We start from the raw sequence: 22990 nt of genomic DNA, 5'->3' as shown, positions 1-22990 counted from the left end.
CATCGGGGACTTCGCTTCCCGGCCCCGTCCGCGGCGCCTCACCGCATTAGAGTCGGACGCATGGTTTCCGGTGAGGCGCCGCAGGCGGAGGGAAGTGTCCGGGTCGATGCCTGGATCTGGGCGGTCCGGCTGACGAAGACCCGGTCGCAGGCGGCTGCCGCCTGCCGCGCGGGGCATGTGCGGGTCAACGGCGAGCGGGCCAAGCCCGCGCAGGCCCTGCGCACCGGCGACGAGGTGCGGCTGCGGCACGCGGGCCGGGACAGGATCGTCGTCGTCTCCAGGATCGTGAAGAAGCGCGTCGGGCCGCCGGTCGCGGCGGAGTGCTTCGTCGACAACAGCCCGCCCCCGCCGCCCCGCGAGGCGGCGGTCCAGGTGCCGGTCCGCGACCGGGGCACGGGGCGCCCGACCAAGCGGGACCGCCGCGAGATGGAGCGCCTCCAGGGGCGGGGCCCCGACCAGGGCTAGGTCTCCCGCCCCCGGCCGCCCCGGGGTGGTTGCTCGGCCCTGCGGCCTCAGGCCCGGTCCAGGTCGGACAGGTCCAGGACGAACCGGTAGCGCACGTCGTTGCGGCCGAGCCGGTCGAGGGCCTCGTTCACCCGGGCGGAGGGGAGTACCTCGATCTCGGCGGTGATCCCCTTCTCGGCGCAGAACTCCAGCATGGCCGCGGTGGCGGGCCGGCCTCCGCTCCCCGCCGAGCTGAGCTTCTTCCGGCCGATCAGCAGGTCCATGGTGTTCACGGTGACCGGTCCGAGATGCCCGAGGTGGCTGAGAGTGCCGTCCAGGGCGACCAGCCGCAGGTACGGGCCGAGGTCGTGCGGGGCGGAGACGGTGTCGATGACGACGTCGAATCCGTCCCGGGCCGCCTCCATCTGTGCCTCGTCGGTGGAGACGACGAGGCTGTGGGCGCCGAGGCGGCGTGCGTCCTCGGCCTTGTCCGGGGAGCGGCTGATGACCGAGGTCGTCGCGCCCAGGGCCACGGCCATCCTGACCGCGAGGTGGCCCAGGCCACCCAGCCCGGCCACGCCCACGCTGCTGCCGGGGCCCACGCCCAGTGCGTGCAGGGGCTCCCAGACGGTGATGCCGGCGCAGAGCAGGGGTGCGGCGCCGGCCGGGTCCAGCCCGGGCGGCAGCCGGTGGGCGAACGCGTCGCGGACGACGTACTCGCGGGAGTAGCCGCCCAGCGTGACGGTGCCGTCCTGCCGGTCGGTGCCGCCGTAGGTCAGGGTCGGGAAGGCGCGGCAGAAGTTCTCCTGGCCGGCCAGGCACATCGGGCAGGTGCCGCAGGAGTCGACGATGTTGCCCACCGCCACCGGGTCGCCGACCGCGAACCGGGTGACGGCGGATCCGGTGCCGGTGACGACGCCGGTGAATTCGTGTCCCGGTACGAGCGCGGGTTCCTCCGCGTCCCCCCGGTCGCGCCAGGCGTTCAAGGCGTGCAGGTCGGAGTGGCAGACGCCGCAGTGGTCCACGCGGACCGCGAGGTCGTCGGGGCGCAGGTCGCGGCGCTCCAGTGAGGTGAGCCGGAGTGCTCCCGTGGACCGGTCGGCCTGCCAGCCGGATGTCGTACGCACAGTGGAGCTCCTTCAAACAGACTGTTCTGTCTATTCGACAGTAGGCGCACCCCTCGCGAGAAGCAAACAAACCGTTCTGTCTGGTAACGTCACGGGCATGGTGGACCAGCCCATGACCTCGCGTGGCGCCGCGACGTACCAGCGGATCCTGGACGCGGCGACGCAGGAGTTCGCCGCGTACGGGATCGCCGGTGCGCGCATCGAGCGGATGGTGGCCGCCGCGCAGACCAACAAGGCGCAGCTCTACGCCTACTTCGGCAACAAGGAGAAGCTCTTCGACGCGATCTTCTTCGCCTCGCTGGAGCGCATCATGAACGTCGTCCCGATCGATGCGGACGATCTGGCGGACTGGGCGGTGCGCCTCTACGACGAGTACCTCCTGCGCCCCGACCTCATCCGGCTGGCCACCTGGGCGCGCCTGGAACGCCGGCCGGCCGGCCCCCTCGCGCCGGAGAGGCGTGGCCTGGAGGACCGCAAACTGGGTCTCATCGCGGAGGCTCAGGAGGCCGGCCGGGTGCGGCAGGGGGATCCGTTCGACGTGATGGCCCTGGTCATCGCCATGTCGATGGCCTGGTCGCCGGTCAGCAATGTGTACGCGGCGACGGCCGACGAACCCGCCGAGGTGCACGAACAGCGCCGCACCCTCCTGCGCGCGTGCGTGCGGCAGGCCACCGCGCCCGAACAGCCGGGTCCGGGGCAGGGTGTCCGGGCCCCGGGCCCGGCCTGAGCGGGAGCGTCCGAGGTCCGCGCGGCGGCCGTCCGTGGGTCGCCCGGGGGGCGGGGAGGCTGAGGGCCCGTCCCGATACGGCGCCGTCGACCGTGCGCATTCGCCGCGTGCGATCCGAAGCCACCTCCGCCGACGTGGGATGCGCGCCGAACCGGTCGTCGCTCGTCAGGCCGCGCTCCGCCGTGCCGCCGTTCCCGTGGGGAGCCGACGCCGAGGGGGCTCTGCTACCGGATCAGGAAAGGGAAACCTGGGAGGCTCCCCCGGACCGTACCTCGAAGGGATTACTTCGAGTGACAGAATCGCCATGATCCGTCACTCTGTGTATATGGTCGAGGTGGAATCGTCACCCCCACCTGGAGATGCCATGGCCCGCTTCCGTACCCGTCTCGCCCTGTTCAGTTCGGCCGCAGCCCTCGCCGCCGTCCAGCTCGGCGGTGCCCAGCCCGCGGCTGCCGCTGATCTCCAGTGGGTCGCTCTGGGCGACTCGTACACCGCCGGTGTCATCCGCGCCGCGGGTGACATCTTCGAAGTCCCTCGTGACGGCTGTGAGCGCACCGACCGGTCCTACCCCCTGGTCATCGAACGCGACTTGGGCGGCCTCTTCGACCTCACCGACGTCAGCTGCGGCGCCGCCACCATCGAGAACGTCACCGACACCCCCCAGAACCCGATCGGCCGTCACCTGCCGCCCATCTCCGAGGACCCGGACTATCCCTTCCCCGCAGTCGCTCCGCAGTCCGAGGCAGTGGGCCCCGACACGAACGTCATCACCGTCGGCGTGGGCGGCAACACCCTCGGCTTCGCCGACATCCTCGCCAAGTGCCCGGAACTGGGCGGCGAGAACGACGGCAGGGGAACCCCGTGCAAGGACGCCCTGGGCTCCGGCATCCAGGCCCGGCTGGACAGGGTGAGCAAGGAGTACGACCGCATGCTCACCGTGCTCCACGAGCGCGCGCCGAAGGCGAAGATCCTGGCCATCGGCTACCCCACGATCGTCCCCGAGGACACCACGAAGTGCGCCTACGGCGACATCACGAAGTTCGGCACCATCACCCAGGGGGACCTGGCGTGGCTGCGCACCGACATCCTGGAGCCGTTGAACAAGGCCATCGAGAAGTCGGCCGGCACACAGGAGGCCGCGAGCTTCGTCGACCTCTACACCTCTTCCAGGAACCACAGTGTCTGCGATGACGCCAAGTGGGTCGAGGGCTTCGTCACCCTCCCCGACCAGTTGTCCTTCGTCCATCCCAACGCCCGCGGACACCGCAGTGCCGCCGACCACGTCGAAGAGGCGATGCTGAACACCATCGCCTGAGCCGACCCCCGACGCACCCCTGGGGCGATCCGGCAGCGAGACGGCCTCCGGCGCCGGCCGGAGGCCGTCTCACGTTCCAGGCCCCCCTTGGACCCGGCGCCCCACGTCCCGGAGAACTGACCTAGCTCTGGTAGCCCTCGACCTCGTCGGCCGGGCGCACCCTGGCCTCCGACGGGTCCTCGCCGTACTCGCTGAGCGCGCGGCGCTGGCGCAGCAGGTCCCAGCACTGGTCGAGACGGACCTCCACCTCGCGCAACCGTGACCGCTCCTCGGAGGAGAGGCCCAGCGCCGCGGTGGAACGGGCGCGCAGGGTGCGCTCCTCGCTGATCAGCCGGTCGATGTCCTCGAAGATGTCCTGGTCGGCCATGAGCCTCTCCCGGTCGGGTGTTCTTCGTGCCTGTCAGATGACGAAGACGGTCTTGCCGCGCGCCCCGCCCGCACGGTTCTGGGCGAGTGCCTGCGGAGCCTTCTCCAGGGGGAGTTCCATGTCGACGGGGACTCCCAGCTCCCCACGGGCCACCTCCGCGGCCAGCTCCTCCAGCAGCACGGCGCTCGGGGCGAGCCGGAAGTCGGTCCAGGCGACGCCGGGGGGTGCGGGGACACCCCGGGTGGTGACCGTGACCCCGCCGTCGCGCACCAGGGAGGCGTACGCGGCGAACGACGCGGCGTCCGTGGAGACGAGGTCGACGAGGGCGTCGACGCCGTCCGGGTACAGGTCGCGCACCGCCGCTTCCATGGCCTGCGCACCGGCCGTCGTGTCGACGGTGGCGGTGGCGCCGAGCTCCCCCATCCGCCGGCCCTCGTCCCCCCGTACGGCGGCGACGACACCGGTGCCGCGGGCGGCCGCGAGCTGCGTCAGGAAGCTGCCGACACCGCCCGTGGCCCCGACGACCAGCAGGCTCAGCCCGCTGCGCACGGCGGTGCTCGACAGGATCTGGGCGGCGGTCGTCCCGGCCGAGGGGAGCGCCGCCGCGATCCGGAGCGGCAGGTCGGGCGGGACCAGGGCGATCGGGGAGCGCTGGGGGACGCACACGTACTCCGCGTACGCCCCGCACCTCCCCAGAGGCGGTGCCGTGACCCGCCCGAAGACCGGGTCGCCGACCCGGAAGATGTTGTCGCCGCTGCCGATCATGTCCACGCGGCCCGCGAAGTCGGTGCCCAGGACGAGCGGGAACACATGCGGGACGGCGCCGCCGGGCGGGCCGTCGGCGGTCTGCCAGTCGAGCGGGTTGAGCGCCGCGTACTCCACTTTCACCCGCACCTCGCCCGCCTCGGGATCGGGCTTCGGGATCTCGACGAGACAGGGCTCCGCACAGAACGCGCTGACAGCGATGGCTCGCATACGGCAGACCCTCTCAGTCGCCCCCTGCACTCACGCATCCCACTGTCGCCCGGCCCACGCACCCGCGCATGTCGGGCCCGTACCGCGGGTTCGGCCGCTGCGGCACGCACCTCGGGGCGAGCGGGCCGGCACCGCTGGTCACGCGGGGGTCCTGGCGCGGCGGGCCGCCACGACCCGGCCTGCACGCACCTCGGGACGAGCGGGCCGGCACCGCTGCTCACGCGGGCGCCCCTGCCGCGGCGGACCGCCACGACCCGACCCGCACGCACCTCGGGGCGAGCGGGCCGGCACCGCTGGTCACGCGGGGGTCCTGGCGCGGCGGGCCGCCACGACCCGGCCCACGATGCCGCCGACGACCAGGACCGCGCCCACGAGCAGCACGATCCACGCCGTCGTCCGCAGGGAGGACGTCAGGGCGTCGAAGACGGCGGAGGCCCCGTCCTCGTCGGTGCCCGGCACCTCGTCCAGCACCCGGTCGCGGCCGACGGCCACGGCGATCCGCAGCAGGGCCGCGCCGAGCACGAGACCGCCGCCGACCACGGCCGTGGTCGTCATGAAGGCCCGCAGGCCGCCGCGCACCAGGGAGAGGCCCAGGACCAGGACGAGCAGCACGACCGTCCCCACGGCCGGCCAGACACTGCAGTACCGCAGCCACTGGAAGGAGGACCGGAGGTCGTCGGCGCGGTCGGCGGGCAGCACGGTGATCGAGGTCTCCTGGACCGGGATCTGATCGGCGAACGGCACCCCGCTGCTGACCAGTTCCTTCTTGACCTCCTCGATCACCGGCGCCAGATCGATGGTGACGGCCTGCCCGTCGTCCCCGTGCAGCGAGTCCGTCACGGCCTGGTGCGCCGCGCGGTTCGCGCTGTCCCAGACACGCTGGAACGCCTCGGTCGTGGTGAACGACAGGGCGGTCTCGTGCAGGAACTTCCTCACGGTCTCCTGGAGCGGCCCGGCGTCGATGTTCTTCATCGCCTCGTCGGTGACCAGGGTTGCCACGGTGTCCTGCACGTCCGCGTCGGAGGCCAGCGGGGAGACGGCGGCGAGATACCGGTCGGTGTCGTCGAGCTCCAGGTCGACCCAGGCGGAGAGCGCGCTCAGCGGCACCAGCACGGCCAGCAGGACGAGCAGTGCCGCGGACAGGGCCACCGAGAGACAGTTCCGCACAGGCACCAGCCAATCCCGTCCGGGGGCACAGAGCCGGGGACCGTACGCCATTCGAGTTGCCGGGTGGCCCGGCCGGGTGTGCGCTGGAGGAACACGGGGGCGACGGAAGGAGCTGTGCGCCATGGCCACACACGCAACGATGCCGACGCGCCGACCAGCGCGGGCCCCCGCCCCCGAACGCCAGGTCCACGGCCACACCCCGCTCGCCTGGGCGACGCCCCTCGCGCTGGGTGTGATCCTCGGCTTCTGGGCCTTCTTCATCAAGCGGGACGGCGGAGCGACCACCGGTGGGCAGATCTGGCTCGGTGTCATCTCCGGGGTCGCCTTCGCCGTGCTCTGCTACGCCCTCGTGCAGGTGAGGTGGGCGCTGCCGCGCGAGCTGCGCGCCGCTGCGTTCGGCGTGCTGGCCGGAGGTGCGGTCGGCTTCCTCTACAGCCTGCACGGCAACAGCGTGCTGGCCTCGGGCCTGCTCGGACTGGTGGTCGGAGCGGGGATGTTCTGCACGATGTTCTACCTCTACTACACGCGCGAGAACTGACCTGGAGGTCCTCGCAGGAGCGAGGGGCGCGGGGCAGGGTCACCCTGCCTCGCGGGGCCGACGACGCGCCCCGCACCGCCCGCCCGGCGCGGAGGCGCGCGCGAGCGCGGTGCGGGCGGGGACGGATGCGGGGCGGCGTACGGTCAGTCGTGGACGACTGTGACCGGGCAGGTCGCGTGCTGGGTGACGTGGAGGCTGACCGAGCCGAGCAGCGTCGCCTTGAAACCGCTGTAGCCACGGGCGCCGACGACCAGCAGATTCGCACCCTCGGAGCGGTCCAGCAGGGACTGGGCGGGGTTGCCGATCACCACGATCTTCTCGACGGCCGCGGCGCCCTCCGCGCCGAGGGCCTCCTCCAGCGCCTCGGTGAGGGCCACGGTCGCCACCGCCTGCGGGTCGAAGTCCTCGGGCATGCCCGGCATCATGGACGCCCAGCTGGTCGAGGGGTACTCCCAGCTGTTGACCGCCTCGACGGTGTCACCGGTCAGCTCGGCCTGGCGTACGGCCCAGCGCAGTGCCTTGACCGACGCGTCCGATCCGTCCACGCCCACGACGATCCTGCCCATGTCTGCCTCCAGCTCGTTCGGACTTTTCCGGCATCTCATGACAACTCTAGTCACGGTGGTCGTCCGGAGGTCCGGTGGTCCCGAACGTCAGGCGGCGGCGACGGCCTGTTCGACGAGGGTCACGGAGGCTCGCGGATCGGCGGTGCCGACGACGAGGCGGCTGTACGGGGCGCCCTCGGCGAGTTCGATGACGACGGTGTCGGCCGGCTTCCGCACCGCCCAGAAGACGAGTTCCCCGTTCCGGCGGAACCGCCCGGCCGTGATGACGCCGGGCATGTGGGTGCCTCCGAGCTTGGCGCCCTTGCGTTCGTGGGCCATGCCGGGGTCGTGGGTGGCGCCCCGCACCAGGGCGAGCGGCACCTCGACCCGGCCCTTGAGCGCCCACAGCCTGTCGAGGCCGGTCAGTCGGACGGTCAGCGTGCCGCGTACGTGGTCGACGGCGATCAGAGCCATGTCAGTTCCCCTGCGGAGTGGTCGGACGGGCGCGCAGGCGGAGCCGCGTGCCGATGACGGTGGAGGTGACGTGGGCGGCGTCGTCGGGGTGGGTGGCGCGAAGGGCGTTCTCCAGCGCCGTGAAACCCTCCGCGACCAGTTCGGCGACCTCCGGGTCCTGCGGCGCGCGCTCGACGGCGGCGAGGAGGAGGAGTCCGGCCGCCGGGCCGCCGTCGAACGCGGCGGTCGCCGACGCCCGCGCCTGCCCGGCATCGGTGAGGGAGCCGACGGCGGCGGCGCCCGGAAGGATCTCGTGGTCCATATGGGCACGGAGGGCGGCCAGGTAGAGGCCCCGCTTGGAGCCGAAGACGTTGTACAGGCTGCCGCGGTGCATGCCCGTGGCGGTGGTGAGGTCGTCGATGGAGGTGCCCTCGTAGCCGCAGGTGGCGAAGAGGGCGGCCGCGGCGCCGACGGCCCGGTCGGTGTCGAATGCACGGGGTCGTCCCATGTCCCGACGGTACACAGTTTGAGAACGATCGGTCAAGAATGATCGTTCTCAAACTGCCGGGGTGTCTGCCGTCAGCTGATCCGCAGCTCCGCCAGCTGCTGTGCGAACGGCACGACCGTGTCCTCGCCGTCGTCGAGGGTGAGGGTCCGCGAGGCGCCGGAGACGGTCCGTCCCGTGACGGCGGAGGCGAGCTCGCCGCCGGCGCGCCGGATGCGGGAGGGCAGGCCCTCGGTGTACTCGTCGCCCTGCGAGCCCCAGTCCTCCGACGCCGCGTACACGGAGGTCGGGAGGACGACGGCCCGGAGGTAGGCGAAGAGCGGGCGCATCGCGTGCTCCAGGACCAGCGAGTGCCGGGGCGTTCCGCCCGTGGCCGCGATGACGACGGGCTTGCCCGTCAGTGCCGTGTTGTCGACCAGGTCGAAGAAGGACTTGAACAGGCCGCTGTAGGAGGCGGTGAAGACGGGCGTCACGGCGATCAGGCCGTCGGCCCCGGTCACCGCGTCGATCGCCTTCTTCAGGCCGGCCGGCGGGAAGCCGGTGACCAGGTGGTTGGCGATGTCGACGGCCAGGTCGCGCAGTTCGACGACCTCGACCTCGACGCGGCGGTCCTGGGTGTCCGCCAGTCGCTCGCGCGCCGCCTCGGCGAGCCGGTCGGCCAGCAGCCGGGTGGAGGAGGGGCTGCTGAGGCCGGCGGCGACGGCGACGATCCTCAGGGGGGCGGTGACGGGCACGGTGCTCAGAGCTCCTTCGGGTCGGCGGTGGCGGCGGCGCGTGCGGCGGCGACCGCGGGGTGGACGGGGGCGTCCGGCACTCCGGCCGGGCGCAGGCGGGCGAACTCCTTGCGCAGGACGGGCACGACCTCCTCGCCCAGGATGTCGAGCTGCTCCAGGACCGTCTTGAGCGGCAGGCCCGCGTGGTCCATCAGGAACAGCTGGCGCTGGTAGTCGCCGACGTCCTCGCGGAAGGAGAGGGTCCGCTCGATGACCTCCTGCGGGGAGCCCACGGTCAGCGGGGTCTGCTGGGTGAAGTCCTCCAGCGAGGGCCCGTGCCCGTAGACCGGCGCGTTGTCGAAGTACGGGCGGAACTCCCGCACCGCGTCCTGCGAGTTCTTCCGCATGAACACCTGGCCGCCGAGTCCGACGACGGCCTGTTCGGCGGTGCCGTGGCCGTAGTGGGCGTAGCGGCGCCGGTAGAGGTCGACCATCTTCCTGGTGTGCTCCATGGGCCAGAAGATGTTGTTGTGGAAGAACCCGTCGCCGTAGTACGCCGCCTGCTCGGCGATCTCCGGGGAGCGGATGGAGCCGTGCCAGACGAACGGCGGGACGCCGTCCAGCGGCCGCGGGGTGGAGGTGAAGGACTGGAGCGGGGTGCGGAACTTCCCCTCCCAGTCGACGACGTCCTCACGCCACAGCTTGTGCAGCAGCGCGTAGTTCTCGATCGCGAGCGGGATGCCCTGGCGGATGTCCTTGCCGAACCAGGGGTAGACCGGCCCGGTGTTGCCGCGGCCCATCATCAGGTCGACGCGGCCGTCGGCCAGGTGCTGGAGCGTGGCGTAGTCCTCGGCGATCTTCACCGGGTCGTTGGTGGTGATCAGCGTGGTGGAGGTGGAGAGGATCAGCCTCTCGGTGCGGGCGGCGATGTAGCCGAGCGTGGTCGTCGGGGAGGACGGGACGAACGGCGGGTTGTGGTGCTCACCGGTCGCGAAGACGTCCAGGCCCACTTCCTCGGCCTTGAGCGCGATCGCGAGGGTCGCCTTGATCCGCTCGTTCTCGCTCGGTGCCGTCCCGGTCGTGGGGTCGGTGGTGACGTCCCCGACGGTGAAGATCCCGAACTGCATGGCGCCCGCCTCCAGAGTATTTGTTGAACGTTGAACTATGTGAACACACCCTACAACGGGGTGCCCCCCTTCTCTATTCCGTCCGTCGCCGGGTCCGGCACAGCGGGGGCGTGTGGACCCGTTCTACGCCGACGGTCGCGCCGGCGGGTAGCTGATCAGCGCCGGGCGGTTGCCCGTGCGTGCACGGTCGTGGCGGTGAGCGGTTCCCGGTCCGCCCGTGCCCTTTTCACCGGCCCGGGGAGCCGGTGCGCGCTAGACTCGCCGCATGACCTCCGTACCGTGCCGTACCTGGTGGCGCTCCTCCTAGGAGCGGCCACCCCACCTGCGCGGAACCAGGGCCGTTCGATCTTCGGACGGCCCTTCCTGTTGCCCCGGTGCCCCCGGCGGGCCGTCCTCCACGCGTACACCACCAGCGAGGAGAGCCCCGTGACCACGACCACCGACCTGCCCGCCACCCCTGCCGCACGCCGCAGCGCCGAGCTGGAGCGACAGCTCGCCGAGGACCCCGGCCGCTTCCGTGTCCTCACCGGCGACCGGCCCACCGGGGCCCTTCACCTCGGGCACTACTTCGGCACCCTCCACAACCGGGTGCGGCTCCAGGACCTCGGCGTGGACGTCTTCGTCCTCGTCGCCGACTACCAGGTCCTCACCGACCGGGACGTCGCCGAGCGGCTCACCGAACACGTGGAGGGTCTGCTCCTGGACTACCTCGCCATCGGGATCGACCCCGCCCGCAGCACCGTGTTCAACCACAGCGCGGTCCCGGCCCTCAACCAGCTGATGCTGCCGTTCCTCTCGCTGGTCTCCGTCGCCGAGCTCGGACGCAACCCCACCGTGAAGGACGAGATCGCGCACTCCCGGCAGTCCGCCGTCAGCGGTCTCATGTACACCTACCCGGTGCACCAGGCCGCCGACATCCTGTTCTGCAAGGGCAACCTCGTTCCCGTGGGCCAGGACCAGCTGCCGCACCTGGAGATCACCCGCACCGTCGCCCGGCGCTTCAACGAGCGGTACGGACACGTCTTCCCGGAACCCGACGCACTGCTCTCCGCCGCGCCCCTGCTGCTCGGCACCGACGCCACCAAGATGAGCAAGAGCCGGAACAACTCCATCGCCCTGCGTGCGAGTGCGGACGAGACCGCCCGGCTGATCAGGGGCGCGACCACCGACGGCGACCGGCACATCACCTACGACCCCGAACTGCGGCCGGGGGTGTCGAGCCTGGTCCTTCTGGCCGCGCTCTGTCTCGACCGCGATCCGCACGAACTCGCCGACGAGATCGGGGACAGCGGTGCGGCCGGTCTGAAACGGACCGCCACGGAGGCCGTCAACGGCGCGATGGCCCCGATCCGCGCCCGGCGGGCGGAGTACGCCCAGGACATGGGCTACGTACGGGACGTGCTGCGCGCCGGGAACGAGCGGGCGAACGCCGTGGCCGAGGCGACCCTCCAGGAGGTGCGGGAGGCGATGGGCATGTTCCGTTAGCCCGGCAGGTCACGGGCCGCCGCACCGGCGGCCCGTACGCCTCCACCCGAGGCCGGGCCGTCCGCCTCCACCCGGGGCCGGGCGGCCCGGCCCTGCCTCACTTCCGCCAGAACAAGTGGTGCGTCACCCCGCTCGGGCTGGGGACGACGTCCTGGTGGAACCGGTCGAGCAGCTCGTCGGGGGACTCCCACAGCCGGGCCCCCGAGCCGAGCTCCGTCGGCAGGACCACCACGTGCAGGGTGTCGACGAGGCCGGCGTCGAGGAACTGCCGGATGACGGTGGCCCCGCCGCCGAGCCGGACGTCCTTGCCCCGGGCGGCCTCCTTCGCCCGTGCGAGCACCGCGGCGGGCTCGCCGTCGACGAAGTGGAACGTGGTGTCGGAGAGCGTGAACGACGGACGCCCGTGGTGCGTCATGACGAACACCGGCGTGTGGAACGGCGGCTCCTCACCCCACCACCCCTGCCACGTGTGGTCCTGCCAGGGTCCGCGCTGCGGCCCGAACTTGTTGCGGCCCATGATCTCGGCGCCGATGTTACGGGCGTGGTCCCGCGTGAAGTAGTCGTCCACTCCCCGGCTGCCACCGGCTCCGGAGCGGGGGACGGGCGGGTGTGCGGTGGCCATGGCCCAGGCGAACATGTCCCCCGGATCGGCGTGGCCGAACGGCGTCTCCAGGCTCTGGCCCTCGCCGGCGCCGAACCCGTCACCCGAGACGGTGAAGCTCTGGACCCGCAGTAGCTGACTCATGGTTCTCCTTCTGTTCGGTGCCCTCGGACGACGGGCGAAGGGTGGACCGGCCGGGCCGGCGGAACTCGTCGCCGTGCCGGGTCCTTCCCGTCGAGCATGTACGGCAGCCGAGGGCCCACGGTGCGGGCGTCCCCCGCCGTGGGTTGCCGCTCAGCGCCGGATCACCGACCGCTGCCCGCGCAGCAGTTCGGCCAGACCGCGCCGGGTAGCGGCGATGACCACGCGGTCCTCCCGCCGCAGCACGTAGCCCGGGTGCAGGTCCCACACCAGGCCGCCGTGCCGGTCCGGGGGCCCGCTCGCCGCCGGGTCGAGCGGGTCGTACGGCGGAACGGCCGCCAGGTCCGGGAGGCGGTCGGCAGGCGGGGTGGCGTCCAGGGCCAGGACCCGCCAGGCGCCGGCCCGGAACGCCTGCTCGACGGTCCGGCCCTCCAGCTGGGGGTGGCCCTCCACCAGCAGGGCCGCGAACAGCATCACCTTGCGCTCGACCGGGATCGCCCCCAGGATCTGGCGGCCCATCATCGCTCCTGCGAACGCGGGGGCGGCCAGGTGGGACACGGACCGGGAGCGGGTCACCGCCCCCGGATGGGCGGTGCGCAGGGTGCGGTAGACGGCCGTGGCGAACTCGTCGTCGTACAACCGCAGGGCCACGTGCAGGTCGGAGACGACGGAGCGCGCGTACAGCGTCGCTTCGAGGTTCGTGGTGTCGACGCTCGTGAGGGCGAGGAGGGACCGGGCCCGGTGGATCTTGGCCGCTTCCAGGACGCCCTCCTGGGTGGCGTCGCCGATGACCGTGGGGACGCGCAGGCTGCGGGCCAGCGGGATGCCGCGCGCCTCGGGGTCCTCCTCCACGACCACCACGGGGATGCCCATCTCCCGCAGCCGCACCAGCACCCTGGTGCCGACCTTGCCGAGGCCGAGCAGCACCACGTGGCCGGACAGTCCGCGCGGCGGGCGGCGCAGCGAGGACGCGCCGCGCAGCGTGCCGAAGGCCTCCAGGACGGCGGCGACCAGCAGGGGCAGGAGCAGGAGTCCCGCCGTGCCGGAGAGGAGCTGGATGATCTGCCGGGACACCGGGGCCCCGTCGGCCGCCGGGTCACCCATCGCGAACAGGTCGAGCAGGGTCAGGTAGGTGGCGTGCAGCGGGCTGTCGCCGGTGGTGACGACGGAGGCGACGGCCAGCCCCAGGACGGCCGAGAAGACACCCGCCGCCGACCAGCGCAGCCTGCGCGAGAAGATGTGGCCGAGCGGTGCGCCCCGGCCGCCCATGTGCCTGGGGCCCCGGTCGGCCCCCGCCGTGCTGACGGTCTCCAGGACGACCGTGCCCCGGCCGGTGGCGGCCGCCACCGTGGCCCGGTCCGGGAGGAGCTGGGGGCCGTCGGCGCCGCTGCTGTCGGAGCCCTCGGCGCCGGCCGGGTCGTGGGAGGTGGAGGAGAGCAGGGCCAGGGTGCACAGCCCGGGGTCGGCGAGCTCCCCCGGCCGGGGCGGGGTGCGCTCGGCGGCACGCAGCAGGAGTCCCTCGGCCTGGATGACCTTGCTGCTGCCGGTCACGGCGGTGGCGGCCAGTGCCGGGGCCGCGGTGTCGGCGTCGGACAGGACGGTCGTCGACGCGTCCAGCGCCGCCTGGTCGATGCCGGGCGCGGCGAGCGCCGCCGCCTGGTCGAGCAGCGTCTCCAGGTGCTGGCCGAGCTTGCGGTTGTAGAGCCGGATGACGAGCCGGAGGTGCGGATTGAGACGGCGGGCCGTCAGGGCGGCCCGGATGTTGCGTTCGTCGTCGTCGTGGACCAGGGCGAGCGCCGCCGCCCGGTCGACGCCCGCCTCGGTCAGGACGTCGTCGGACGGTTCGGGTGCCTCCATGATGCGGACGGATTCCACCCCGGCGTTCGTGTCGCCCTCGCCGGGTGCGCCGTTGCGGTTCATCGCCGCCGACATCCGGCCGAAGAGAGCGGCGGCGCGGGCCCGTTGGGTCAGCGGAAGCTCGGGACGGGCGGTCTCGCCGCCCGGCGGGATCACCAGCGTGACCCGCTCGCCGTAGACGTAGCGGAGCTCCACGGCCAGTCGGCGGGCGAGGGCGTCATCACCGCAGACGACCATGTGGCCCTCGGACGGCGGGCGTTGGGGCGGCTGAGGGAGTGGGGACACGAAACCCAGCATGCCTGGTGCTCCTTCCGGTGTGGCCGTGAGGGGGTGTCAGCACTCCCGTGGCCCGGGAGTGGGAGCGGTGAGCAGCCGGCGCGGGCCGGCCGCGCGCTCGACGGCCGTCTCGACGGCGGCGATCCGGTCGGCGAGCAGTCCGGCGCCCCGACCGCCCGGGCGGCGGGGTCGCCGTCCGGGCCGCCGAGCGCCTGCGTGCGCACGTGCGCGGAGGTGATCGCACTCCAGCGGTCGGACTGCTCCGGTGCGAGCGTGCCCCGCAGGGCGGGCCGGCTTCAGCAGGTTCGTCTCGGCGCCGACGGCCTGGGCGACCGTGATGACGTCCTCGACGGTCTTGTCGACCCGGACGAAGAAGGTGATGTGGACGTCCGCCCGGTTGTTGTCCTGGCAGATCAGGCCCTCGCGTCCGGTTCGCCGGATCTCGATGGTCTTCACCGAGATGTCCATGGTCTCGGCCTTGTGCAGCACTGGCAGGACCACGGCGCCGGTGAAGGTGACGTCGACCTTCTTTGTCTTGGAGATGATCAGCGCCTTCCCCTGCTCGACCTTGCGGAAGAGCCGGGTGATGACGAAGAGCAGAGCGACGGCGATGAGCACGCCGATGCCCCAGGAGAGGGCATCCATGTCGGTCCTTGGCGGCTGGTGGGACGTACGAAGCGGGAAGGGGCCCGCACGACTGCATGCGGAACCGGGGCCCGGGGGCCCGGAAGGCGATGAGCGGGGGTCAGCCCGCGGTGCGTGGCAGCGGGCGCGGGGCGAGCGCCGCGTCGTACGGCGAGACCCAGAAGAACTCGCCGTCGGCGTCGTACGCGTAGAGGAGTCCCGTGCTGCCGGAGGTGAACACCTCGGCCGGTCCGGACACCCGCAGCGGCTGCCGCACCTGCACGACGGCGGTCGATCCGTCGGCCGCCGCGACCTCGGCCCGGCCGAAGTCGGTGCTGACGGACCCCGTGCGGATCGTGCAGACCTGGCCCACGAAGTCCTCCCGGGACGGTGGAGGCTCCGCGGGGAAGAACCGGCGGAATCGGCGTACGAGCATGCGGACCACCCCCCAGGCGACCAGAAGCGCACCGGCCAGGACGGTGAGGTGGAGAGCGGCCCGCACGGTACCGGTGGCTCCGCTGCGGAGCACCAGGACCGAGCCGGTCAGGCCGGCGAACCAGGCGAGGACGACGAACAGCGACACCGACACGGAGACGGGCACCCCGCCGAAGCCGACCGCGTCGCTGTCGAGGTCGGTGTCGAAGGAGTCGGGTGCGGCGGCTCCGGCCAGCACCAGCAGCCAGAAGCAGACGACGACCACCAGGGCCGCACCGAGGACGACGGCCGGGAAGGCGACTGCTGCGGAAAGGAATTCGGTCATCCGGCCCACCCCCTGTGGCACGTCACGCTGTACGGTCCGGGGCAGGGCGACGGCGGCGGGGCGCCGGCGCTGCGACACCGCGAACGGTCCCGCAGCAACCGGTTCCTTCCCCCGTGATCCCCCGTGATCCCCCGTGCTTCCCCCGTGTGTTGCTGGACCGATGGTGACAGTCGGAGCCTCCTCGGCGCACTGCCGGAATCCGGCAGGCTTCGCGGGTGCCGGCTGCCGGGCACTGGAAGCCGGTCGTGCGCGTTGGGGAGATGACGGAGCAGAGGTACGGAGGAGTGAAGCGTGGAGCCCGAGATCCCCGAGAGGTTCCTGGAGGGGTACGCCCGCGTCCTCGCCGAGGTCGCGCAGACCGGCCGTCGGCTCACCCGGGACGAGCTGGAGGCGCGGCGCACGCTCGGGCGTGAGGCCGCGGAGGCCGGGCACCAGCTGCGTGCCCTGGTGCGCCGCCATCTCTCGGAGACCCGCGCAGCCTGGTCGCGTGCCGTGCCGGGGGTCTCCGGCGCCGATGCCGTGCTGGGGGCCGTGGAACAGGCGGTGGACGCCTTCGCGGAGGGCTTCGAGGGTGCCCAGCGCCTCACCGTGCGGCGGGAGGAGGCGGCGCGGCGGGAGTTCATCGACGACCTGCTGTACGGGCGCAGCGACCTCGGCAGGCTCGCGGAGCGTGCCACCCGGTTCGGGTTGAGGCTGTCCCGGGCTCATGCCGTCGCCGTGGCCGCGGGCCCCGAGGCGTACACCGAGTCCGACTCCGTGCCGCGGAGTGTGGAGGCGGCGCTGCTCGCGCGCTTCGACGGCCGGAAGATCCTGCTGACGACGAAGGACGGGCGTCTCGTGTGCCTTGCCCCCGGCAGCCAGCCCGACGTCCTGCGGTACTTCGCCAAGCAGGCCCACGCCGCGACGGACGGGGGCGTGGTCGCGGTCGGCCGGCCGCACCGCGGTCCCGGCGGCGTGGTCCACTCGTACGACGAGGCGCTGGACGCGCTCCACCTGGCGCAGCGGATGGGGCTCGACGACCCGGTGCTGTACGCCGCCGACCTGCTGGTCTATCCGGTGCTGACGAGGGACCGGCAGGCGATGGCCGACCTGGTGCGCAGTGAGCTCGGACCGCTCAGGCAGGCGCGGGGCGGCGCGGAACCCCTGCTGCGTACCCTGTCGGTCTACTTCGACGCGGGCTGTGTGGCCGCCGAGACGGCCCGGCGTCTGTCGCTCAGCGTGCGCGCGCTGACGTACCGGCTGGAGCGGATACACCAGCTGACCGGCTCCGATCCCACTGACCCCGCGCACCGCTACACCCTGCAGACGGCGGTGATCGGCGCCCGGCTGCTGGACTGGCCCGCGACGGAGCTCTGACGGCCGGCGGGGCCCTTGAGGCGTACGGGTGGGCGGGCCCGCGACGGAGCTCTGACGGCCGGCGGGACCCGCGAGGCGTACAGGCGGTGCCCTGGGACGTACGGGTGGGAAGGCCCGTGAGGCGTACGGCCCGGGGGCTCCGGTCCGTACGCCCTCCGCGGACGTCCTACAGGTCGAACTCGTGCGGCGGCAGGTCCAGTGTGAAGCAGGCCTCCCGGACGACGGCCTGCTCCGACTTGTCGAAGTCCCCGTCGGCACCACCGATGACGATGCCGATCTGGATGACCGCGCGCGCCTCGGCGGGCTTCTTCTTCGCCTTGGCGATCTCCTGGAGCACGCTGACCTTGCCGAAGGCGAAGTCCGCGGTCAGCTTGTCCACGTACGCGTTGAACCGGCGCTGGAGATCGTCCGCCGGGAAGTTCTGCAGAACGTCGTTGGTGGCGATCAGGGAGGCGACGCGCTGCCGCTCGGACGGGTCGATGGTGCCGTCGGCGGCGGAGACCAGGGCGCACATGGCCATGCTCGCGTCCCGGAACGCCCCGCTCTTGAGGTCGTTCTTCTTCGCCTCCAGCTGCGTCTGCATCGTCGACGCGGATTCCTTGATCCGATCCCAAAGGGCCATGACGTCTCCATACGTTGCGTTGACTGTGGTCGGGAACCACTGGAACTCTACAGCGGTGTAGAAGAACGGCGGATGGACGGCGGCCGACAGGCCGTTCGACGGCCACTCAGTAGGATGCGGCGGATGAACAGGCCCACAGGTACGGACGACGGCGGCACCCAGGACGGCCCACGGCTGCCCCGGCGCGGCCAGGGACAGCTGGAGTCCCAGGTCCTGACCGTGCTGCGCTCGGCGGGCGCCCCCGCGACGGCCGGCTGGGTCCAGGAGCACCTCGACGGCGACCTCGCCTACACCACGGTGATCACGATCCTGTCCCGCCTCCACGCGAAGAAGGCCGTCACCCGCACCCGCCAGGGCCGCTCCTACGTCTGGACCCCGGCGTCCGACGTGGCAGGTCTCGCCGCCCTGCGGATGCGCCGCGTCCTGGACGGCGAGCGCGACCGGGAAGCCGTGCTGGCACGTTTCGTCTCCGCGCTCTCCCCGGGCGACGAGGCCAGGCTCCGCGCACTGCTCGACCGCGCGGCCGAGGACCCCGGCCCCCACGACGACTCCGCCGCCCCGGAAGGCTGAGAGCCACCACGATGGGCGTCTTCGTCTACCTGCCACTCGTCCTGCCGCTGACCGCGCTGCCCATGGCGCGTCTCGCCGAACAGCATCTGCACCCCCGGAGCGCCACCCGGCTGCTGGCCGTGGTGGGTTCGACGCTGGCCCTGTGCAGCACCCTGTGCCTGGCCCTGCTCATGGTGGTGGGCACGGCCCAGCTCCCCGGGAACCCGCTGCCCGACGGCTGGTCGGACCCGGAGGTGCGGGCCGCCGTGCCGTACGAGGAGAAGGCGGGCCTGTTCGCGATCGGCGTCCTGGGCGCGGTGCTGGCGGCCTGCGGCTCCACCCTGCTGCGGCACACGAGGACCCGGGCGCTCGCCACCCGTGCCCTGCCGCCGTCGACGGGGCCGGGTGACGGCGGGGACCTCGCGGTGGTCCCGTCCCCCGACCCCTACGCGTACGCCCTCCCGGGCCGGCGCGGGCGCGGCGGCCTGGTCGTCGTCTCCACCGCGATGATGGAGTGTCTGGGAGCCCGCGAACGGCGGGCGCTCGTCGCCCACGAGCGCGCGCACCTGACCGGCCGCCACCACCGCTATCTGCTGGTCACGCAGCTCGCGGCACGCGCCAACCCGTTCCTCCTGCCCCTGCGCACGGCGGTGGCGTACAGCACCGAACGCTGGGCGGACGAGGAGGCGGCGTACGTGGTCGGCAGCCGCCGGGCCGTCGCCACGGCGGTCGGCCGGGCGGCCCTGGTCTCGCACCTCTCGCCGGGCCCCGCCGTGCTCCCCGCCTTCGCGGCCGCGGGCCCCGTGCCCCGCCGGGTGGCGGCGCTCCTCGACCCGGAGCCCTCGGCCGGGCTCTGGCCCCCGGCCTCGGCGCACCTGGCCCTGGCGGCGGTGACCGCGACGGTGGGGACGGCGGCCTCGGCGCTGTCGTCGCTCAACGCGACGGTCACGCTCGTCTCCATCCTCCACGCGGCCACCCCGCTCTGAGCGGCTGCCGGAGGCCGCCTCAGTCGGAGTCGCGCCCCGCGTGCTCCGGCGTGAGGTCGTCGTGCGAGGGCATCGGCTGGTCCCCCGCGGGGACCTGCTTCTTCCGCTTCCCGGCCAGCGCGGCCTGGAGCTTCGAGGCGACCGGTTCCGTCCACCGGGCGGTGAGCGGCCCGGCGATCACCAGGATCAGCACGTAGGCCGTCGCGATGGGCCCGATCCGCGGTTCCGTGGCCACGGCCAGCCCGGCGATGACGATCGAGAACTCCCCGCGCGCGACCAGTGTGCCGCCCGCGCGCCAGCGGCCCCGCGGGCCGATCCCGGCGCGCCGGGAGGCGTACCAGCCGGTGCCGATCTTCGTGAAGACGGTGACGATCGCCAGCAGCGCCGCCGGAAGCAGCACGGGCGGGATCTCCGCCGGGTCGGTGGACAGCCCGAAGAAGACGAAGAAGACGGCCGCGAACAGGTCGCGCAACGGCGTCAGCAGCTTGCGCGCGCCCTCGGCGACCTCGCCGGAGAGGGCGATGCCCACGAGGAACGCGCCGACGGCGGCGGACACCTGGAGCTGCTGGGCCACTCCGGCCACCAGGACGGTGAGCCCGAGGACGACGAGGAGCAGCATCTCCGGGTTGTCGGAGGACACCGCACGGCTGATGAGCCGGCCGTGACGCAGCGCCAGGTACAGCACGAAGCCGACGGTCCCGAGAGCGATCAGCAGCGCGATGCTGCCACCGGCGAGACCGACACCGGCGAGCATCGCGGTGAGCAGCGGCAGGTAGACGGCCATGGCCAGGTCCTCGATGACGAGGACACCGAGGATCACGGGCGTCTCGCGGTTGCCGAGCCGCCCCATGTCGGTCATCACCTTGGCGATCACACCCGACGACGAGATCCAGGTGACCCCGGCCAGGGCGACGGCCCCCACGGGCCCCCATCCGAGCATCAGGCCGGCGATCGCACCGGGTGTCGCGTTGAGCACGAAGTCGACGACCCCGGACGGATACTGCGTCTTGAGGCTGGTGACCAGCTCCGAGGCGCTGTACTCCAGGCCGAGCAGGAGCAGCAGCAGGATGACGCCGATCTCCGCCCCGATGGCGGTGAACTCCTCGCTGGCCCCGAGAGGCAGCAGACCGCCCTCACCGAACGCGAGTCCGGCGAGCAGGTACAGCGGGATCGGCGAGAGGCCTATGCGGCCGGCGAACCTTCCGATGATGCCGAGCCCCAGGATGACGGAGCCCAGCTCCACGAGCAGTGCAGTCGTGTCGTGCACGGTCAGCCCTCCGCAATGATCTCGGAGAGCGTGTCGACGCCCTCACGCGTACCTACGACGACGAGCGTGTCCCCGATGGCCAGCCGGAAGTCCGGACCCGGCGACGGGTGCGCGCTGTGGGTGCGCAGCACGGCCACGATCGAGGCCCCCGTCCGCGTCCGCGCCCGGGTGTCGCCGAGCAGCCGCCCGCCGTACGGGGAGCGGGTTCCGAGCGGGATGTGCTCGGTGACCAGGTCGATCCCCTCGGTCCGCACGGCGTCGATCGGCGCCGCGTCGATGAGGTGGGCGAGCCCGGTCGCCTCTGCGGTCGTCAGGGGTACGGAGAGCACGCACGAATCTGGGTCGTCCTGTTCGTAGAACCCGAGGAACCGCCGCCCGTCGTGGTGCACGACCACGGAGATGTGCTGTCCCGACTCGGTGGTGTAGTCGTACTGGACGCCGACTCCTGGCAGCGATGTGCGGTGGGTTCCCATGGCTTCCTCCCGAGGGGCGCGCGGCGGCAGGGCGACGCTTTTGATCATCTCTTTAGCTGCTCATTACCCTAACCGGAGGCCGTGTCCGGCCGTCGGGGATGCCGGGACGCGAGGCGGGTGCGGCCCGGGAGACGACTGACGCACGGTGCCGGTCAGAAGCCTGCGACCCTCGCGGCGGCATGGCTCACGGGGACGGTGTGGGTGACCCAGGCGGCGTCGCCGGCGAGATGGAGCAGGAAGCTGGTCGGCTCCGGTGCGTAGGGGGGTACGGCGTCCCGCAGGACCAGGCCGCTCTGGAGGTGGGTGCTGGGGGCGGTGGCCACGACGCTGCCGGCGAAGGCGCCGACGACGGGGCGGTGCACGTGACCGGCGAGCACCCGCGTGACGTTGTCGTGGCGGGTGAGCACGGAGGCCAGCTCCTCGCCGTTCTCCAGGCGCATCCCGTCGAGGAACGGGATGCCGACCGCGATCGGCGGGTGGTGCAGGCAGACGACCGCCGGGAGGTCCGGTCTGCGGGCGAGCGCCTTGTCGAGCCACGCCAGCTGCGGGGCGCCGAGGCGCCCGCCCGGTGAGCGCGGCACGGTCGAGTCCAGGACGACGAGGGTGAACGCCGGGTGGTCCACCGCGTAGTGGGTCTGCGCCCCCTCGCCCAGGAAGCGTGTGCCGGCGAACTCGGCCAGCAGCTCTCCGGGGTCGTCGTGGTTGCCGGCCACCAGGTGCAGGGGCAGCGGGAAGCGGTCGATCACCTGGTGGAACGCCCGGTATTCCTCCGGTTCGCCCCGGTCGGCCAGATCGCCGGTGATCACCACGCAGTCGGGCTGCGGGTCGAGCACGAGGACCCGGCCGAGCGCTCGGCGCAGCCCTTCCGCGGGGGCTCCGGCGAGCGGGCCCGTCGTGAGATGCGGGTCGCTGAGGTGCGCGATGGACGCGGGCATCCTGCGATGATCCAGGGGCGGTCCGGACACGGCAACGGATTCAGCCTGAGGTGAACCACGAGGGCCGGTCCGATGTCCCGCCACGGGCGCGGTACATCAACGGGGCGGGGGACCCGGAGGACGGAGCGTCGCGGTCACCGCATCGGCGAAGCGGTGGGCGACGGTGCGCCAGGTGTCGGTGGCCGACGGTTCGTCCCGCAGGGCCAGGGTGTGCAGCGTCTCCGGGGCGGGGGCGCCGTGGCGGGCCAGCCGGTCGCGGTTCCAGCCGAGGATGCGCTCGGCCGTCGTCTCCGGGTGGAACTGCACGCCCCATGCGGCGGGGCCGACACGGAACGCCTGGTAGGGGCAGTGCTCGCTGCTGACGAGCCAGTGGGCGCCGGCGGGGAGCGCGGTGACGGCGTCGATGTGGTTCTCGATGGCAGGAGGATGCGCGGGCAGTCCGTGGAACACCGGGTCGGCCGCCGCCTCGGGGCGCAGGCTGAGGCGGGTGCTGCCGAACTCGGGCGTCCCGTGGTTCCCGCGTACCTCGCCCCCGGCGACCTGGGCGAGCATCTGGCCGCCGAGGCAGATGCCGAACATCGGTGTCTCCCGGTCGAGTGCCTCGCGTACGAGTGCCCGGGTCGCGGGCAGCCAGGGCGCGTCGACGTCGTCGTCGGGCAGACGGGCACCGCCGAGGACGACGAGTGCGCTGTGCTCCAGCCGGTCCGGGACGGGTTCGCCCTCGTACGCGTGGACCACGCGGGGCGTCACGCCCCGCTCCGTCAGCCACTCCGTCCAGCGGCCCAGCCCTTGCCCGGGCTGGTTCTGGACCACCAGTGCCGTGGCCCTCGTGCCGCTGACGCTCATGGGGTGCTCCTGCCCTCGTCCATGGAGGGAATATGCCCCGGTCACCCCCAGGTGTGAACGTCACGCCGGAGGCCGGGCGGAGGGTTTTGACTGCGGTAGCGTGATCGCGTCATCACGCTGCGTGTGCAGACGTACACGTGGCGCGGTCCCCGGATGTGTTAGCAGCACAGCCCGAGGACCTTCACCGCCAGTGGAAGAGACCCACCACG

25 protein-coding genes and 2 pseudogenes are annotated in these 22990 nt (G+C 72.6%); 8 read left to right on the top strand and 19 right to left on the bottom strand.

The window, feature by feature from the left end; genetic code table 11:
• The first annotated feature begins 60 nt into the window (after nt 1–60).
• Nucleotides 61–465 carry an RNA-binding S4 domain-containing protein gene (locus ACFC51_RS21995; RefSeq protein ID WP_376367710.1) on the top strand — a complete coding sequence of 135 codons (405 nt, stop codon included), beginning with the start codon at nt 61–63 and terminating at the stop codon, nt 463–465.
• A gap of 47 nt (nt 466–512) precedes the next feature.
• On the opposite strand, the gene ACFC51_RS21990 is transcribed toward ACFC51_RS21995, so the two are convergent.
• Complete coding sequence (locus tag ACFC51_RS21990; RefSeq protein ID WP_376367712.1) at nt 513–1571, bottom strand: NAD(P)-dependent alcohol dehydrogenase; 1059 nt, start codon at nt 1569–1571, stop codon at nt 513–515.
• A gap of 97 nt (nt 1572–1668) precedes the next feature.
• Between ACFC51_RS21990 and ACFC51_RS21985 the strand changes: the two genes are divergently transcribed.
• Together ACFC51_RS21985 and ACFC51_RS21980 are read left to right on the top strand one after the other, a co-directional pair.
• The gene (locus ACFC51_RS21985; RefSeq protein ID WP_376530353.1) at nt 1669–2298 is read left to right on the top strand and encodes a TetR family transcriptional regulator; all 630 of its coding nucleotides are present in this window, start codon (nt 1669–1671) and stop codon (nt 2296–2298) included.
• 364 nt (nt 2299–2662) lie between these two features.
• A complete protein-coding gene (locus tag ACFC51_RS21980; protein ID WP_376530351.1) occupies nt 2663–3613 on the top strand; it encodes an SGNH/GDSL hydrolase family protein in 951 nt (316 codons plus the stop codon).
• A 121-nt stretch (nt 3614–3734) separates the two neighbouring features.
• Here the strand turns inward: ACFC51_RS21980 and ACFC51_RS21975 are convergent, their stop codons facing one another.
• From ACFC51_RS21975 to ACFC51_RS21965, 3 genes are all read right to left on the bottom strand, one after another.
• On the bottom strand, nt 3735–3980 hold the full coding sequence (locus ACFC51_RS21975) for a DUF2630 family protein (RefSeq protein ID WP_376367717.1): 246 nt from the start codon (nt 3978–3980) through the stop codon (nt 3735–3737).
• 33 nt (nt 3981–4013) lie between these two features.
• Nucleotides 4014–4955, bottom strand: a complete 942-nt coding sequence (locus ACFC51_RS21970) for an NADP-dependent oxidoreductase (RefSeq protein WP_376530349.1) — start codon at nt 4953–4955, stop codon at nt 4014–4016.
• A 297-nt stretch (nt 4956–5252) separates the two neighbouring features.
• Nucleotides 5253–6122 (bottom strand): hypothetical protein, encoded by an 870-nt coding sequence (locus tag ACFC51_RS21965; protein ID WP_376530414.1) that lies wholly within the window; start codon nt 6120–6122, stop codon nt 5253–5255.
• 121 nt (nt 6123–6243) lie between these two features.
• Between ACFC51_RS21965 and ACFC51_RS21960 the strand changes: the two genes are divergently transcribed.
• Nucleotides 6244–6660 (top strand): hypothetical protein, encoded by a 417-nt coding sequence (locus tag ACFC51_RS21960; RefSeq protein WP_376367721.1) that lies wholly within the window; start codon nt 6244–6246, stop codon nt 6658–6660.
• Between the two features lie 143 nt (nt 6661–6803).
• On the opposite strand, the gene ACFC51_RS21955 is transcribed toward ACFC51_RS21960, so the two are convergent.
• The 5 genes from ACFC51_RS21955 to ACFC51_RS21935 all read right to left on the bottom strand — a co-directional run bounded on the left by ACFC51_RS21955 (nt 6804) and on the right by ACFC51_RS21935 (nt 10003).
• Nucleotides 6804–7226 carry a universal stress protein gene (locus ACFC51_RS21955; RefSeq protein ID WP_376367723.1) on the bottom strand — a complete coding sequence of 141 codons (423 nt, stop codon included), beginning with the start codon at nt 7224–7226 and terminating at the stop codon, nt 6804–6806.
• A gap of 87 nt (nt 7227–7313) precedes the next feature.
• A complete protein-coding gene (locus ACFC51_RS21950; protein WP_376367725.1) occupies nt 7314–7679 on the bottom strand; it encodes a hypothetical protein in 366 nt (121 codons plus the stop codon).
• Between the two features lies 1 nt (nt 7680).
• Entirely contained in the window at nt 7681–8166 is a 486-nt protein-coding gene (locus tag ACFC51_RS21945; protein ID WP_376530347.1) for a TetR/AcrR family transcriptional regulator, read from the bottom strand.
• Between the two features lie 71 nt (nt 8167–8237).
• Nucleotides 8238–8897 carry an FMN reductase gene (locus ACFC51_RS21940; protein ID WP_376530345.1) on the bottom strand — a complete coding sequence of 220 codons (660 nt, stop codon included), beginning with the start codon at nt 8895–8897 and terminating at the stop codon, nt 8238–8240.
• A 5-nt stretch (nt 8898–8902) separates the two neighbouring features.
• Nucleotides 8903–10003 (bottom strand): LLM class flavin-dependent oxidoreductase, encoded by a 1101-nt coding sequence (locus tag ACFC51_RS21935; RefSeq protein WP_376367730.1) that lies wholly within the window; start codon nt 10001–10003, stop codon nt 8903–8905.
• Between the two features lie 426 nt (nt 10004–10429).
• Between ACFC51_RS21935 and trpS the strand changes: the two genes are divergently transcribed.
• On the top strand, nt 10430–11488 hold the full coding sequence (trpS, locus tag ACFC51_RS21930; protein WP_376367732.1) for a tryptophan--tRNA ligase: 1059 nt from the start codon (nt 10430–10432) through the stop codon (nt 11486–11488).
• Between the two features lie 97 nt (nt 11489–11585).
• Here trpS and ACFC51_RS21925 read toward each other — a convergent pair whose 3' ends face one another.
• The 5 genes and pseudogenes from ACFC51_RS21925 to ACFC51_RS21905 form a co-directional block, all read right to left on the bottom strand.
• Nucleotides 11586–12233, bottom strand: a complete 648-nt coding sequence (locus tag ACFC51_RS21925) for a dihydrofolate reductase family protein (RefSeq protein WP_376367733.1) — start codon at nt 12231–12233, stop codon at nt 11586–11588.
• 150 nt (nt 12234–12383) lie between these two features.
• Nucleotides 12384–14384 (bottom strand): NAD-binding protein, encoded by a 2001-nt coding sequence (locus tag ACFC51_RS21920; protein ID WP_376530343.1) that lies wholly within the window; start codon nt 14382–14384, stop codon nt 12384–12386.
• 36 nt (nt 14385–14420) lie between these two features.
• A pseudogene (locus ACFC51_RS21915) lies at nt 14421–14681 on the bottom strand (hypothetical protein); the annotation flags it as partial.
• Nucleotides 14673–15008, bottom strand: a pseudogene (locus tag ACFC51_RS21910) (flotillin family protein); the annotation flags it as partial. The pseudogenes ACFC51_RS21915 and ACFC51_RS21910, both read right to left, overlap by 9 nt.
• A 100-nt stretch (nt 15009–15108) precedes the next feature.
• Nucleotides 15109–15747 carry a hypothetical protein gene (locus ACFC51_RS21905; protein WP_376530341.1) on the bottom strand — a complete coding sequence of 213 codons (639 nt, stop codon included), beginning with the start codon at nt 15745–15747 and terminating at the stop codon, nt 15109–15111.
• Nucleotides 15748–16038: 291 nt separating this feature from the next.
• On the opposite strand from ACFC51_RS21905, the gene ACFC51_RS21900 reads away from it, so the two are divergent.
• Entirely contained in the window at nt 16039–17103 is a 1065-nt protein-coding gene (locus ACFC51_RS21900) for a PucR family transcriptional regulator (protein ID WP_376367738.1), read from the top strand.
• Between the two features lie 166 nt (nt 17104–17269).
• On the opposite strand, the gene ACFC51_RS21895 is transcribed toward ACFC51_RS21900, so the two are convergent.
• Nucleotides 17270–17725 carry a tellurite resistance TerB family protein gene (locus tag ACFC51_RS21895; protein WP_376367740.1) on the bottom strand — a complete coding sequence of 152 codons (456 nt, stop codon included), beginning with the start codon at nt 17723–17725 and terminating at the stop codon, nt 17270–17272.
• 123 nt (nt 17726–17848) lie between these two features.
• Between ACFC51_RS21895 and ACFC51_RS21890 the strand changes: the two genes are divergently transcribed.
• Both ACFC51_RS21890 and ACFC51_RS21885 read left to right on the top strand, forming a co-directional pair.
• Nucleotides 17849–18295 (top strand): BlaI/MecI/CopY family transcriptional regulator, encoded by a 447-nt coding sequence (locus ACFC51_RS21890; RefSeq protein ID WP_376367742.1) that lies wholly within the window; start codon nt 17849–17851, stop codon nt 18293–18295.
• 11 nt (nt 18296–18306) lie between these two features.
• Nucleotides 18307–19260, top strand: a complete 954-nt coding sequence (locus ACFC51_RS21885) for a M56 family metallopeptidase (RefSeq protein ID WP_376530339.1) — start codon at nt 18307–18309, stop codon at nt 19258–19260.
• Between the two features lie 19 nt (nt 19261–19279).
• Here the strand turns inward: ACFC51_RS21885 and ACFC51_RS21880 are convergent, their stop codons facing one another.
• From ACFC51_RS21880 to ACFC51_RS21865, 4 genes are all read right to left on the bottom strand, one after another.
• On the bottom strand, nt 19280–20527 hold the full coding sequence (locus ACFC51_RS21880) for a cation:proton antiporter (protein ID WP_376367745.1): 1248 nt from the start codon (nt 20525–20527) through the stop codon (nt 19280–19282).
• A 2-nt stretch (nt 20528–20529) separates the two neighbouring features.
• Nucleotides 20530–21000 carry a TrkA C-terminal domain-containing protein gene (locus ACFC51_RS21875; RefSeq protein ID WP_327116989.1) on the bottom strand — a complete coding sequence of 157 codons (471 nt, stop codon included), beginning with the start codon at nt 20998–21000 and terminating at the stop codon, nt 20530–20532.
• Nucleotides 21001–21152: 152 nt separating this feature from the next.
• The gene (locus ACFC51_RS21870) at nt 21153–21935 is read right to left on the bottom strand and encodes a phosphodiesterase (RefSeq protein WP_376530336.1); all 783 of its coding nucleotides are present in this window, start codon (nt 21933–21935) and stop codon (nt 21153–21155) included.
• Nucleotides 21936–22031: 96 nt separating this feature from the next.
• Complete coding sequence (locus ACFC51_RS21865) at nt 22032–22781, bottom strand: type 1 glutamine amidotransferase (protein WP_376530333.1); 750 nt, start codon at nt 22779–22781, stop codon at nt 22032–22034.
• Between the last annotated feature and the right edge of the window lie 209 nt (nt 22782–22990).

It is taken from the genome of Streptomyces sp. NPDC055962 (genome assembly GCF_042270185.1).
In the GTDB taxonomy this organism is placed as follows: Bacteria; Actinomycetota; Actinomycetes; order Streptomycetales; family Streptomycetaceae; genus Streptomyces.
The sequence above is the reverse complement of the archived record's forward strand: the minus strand, read 5'-3'. Positions and strand labels throughout refer to the sequence as shown.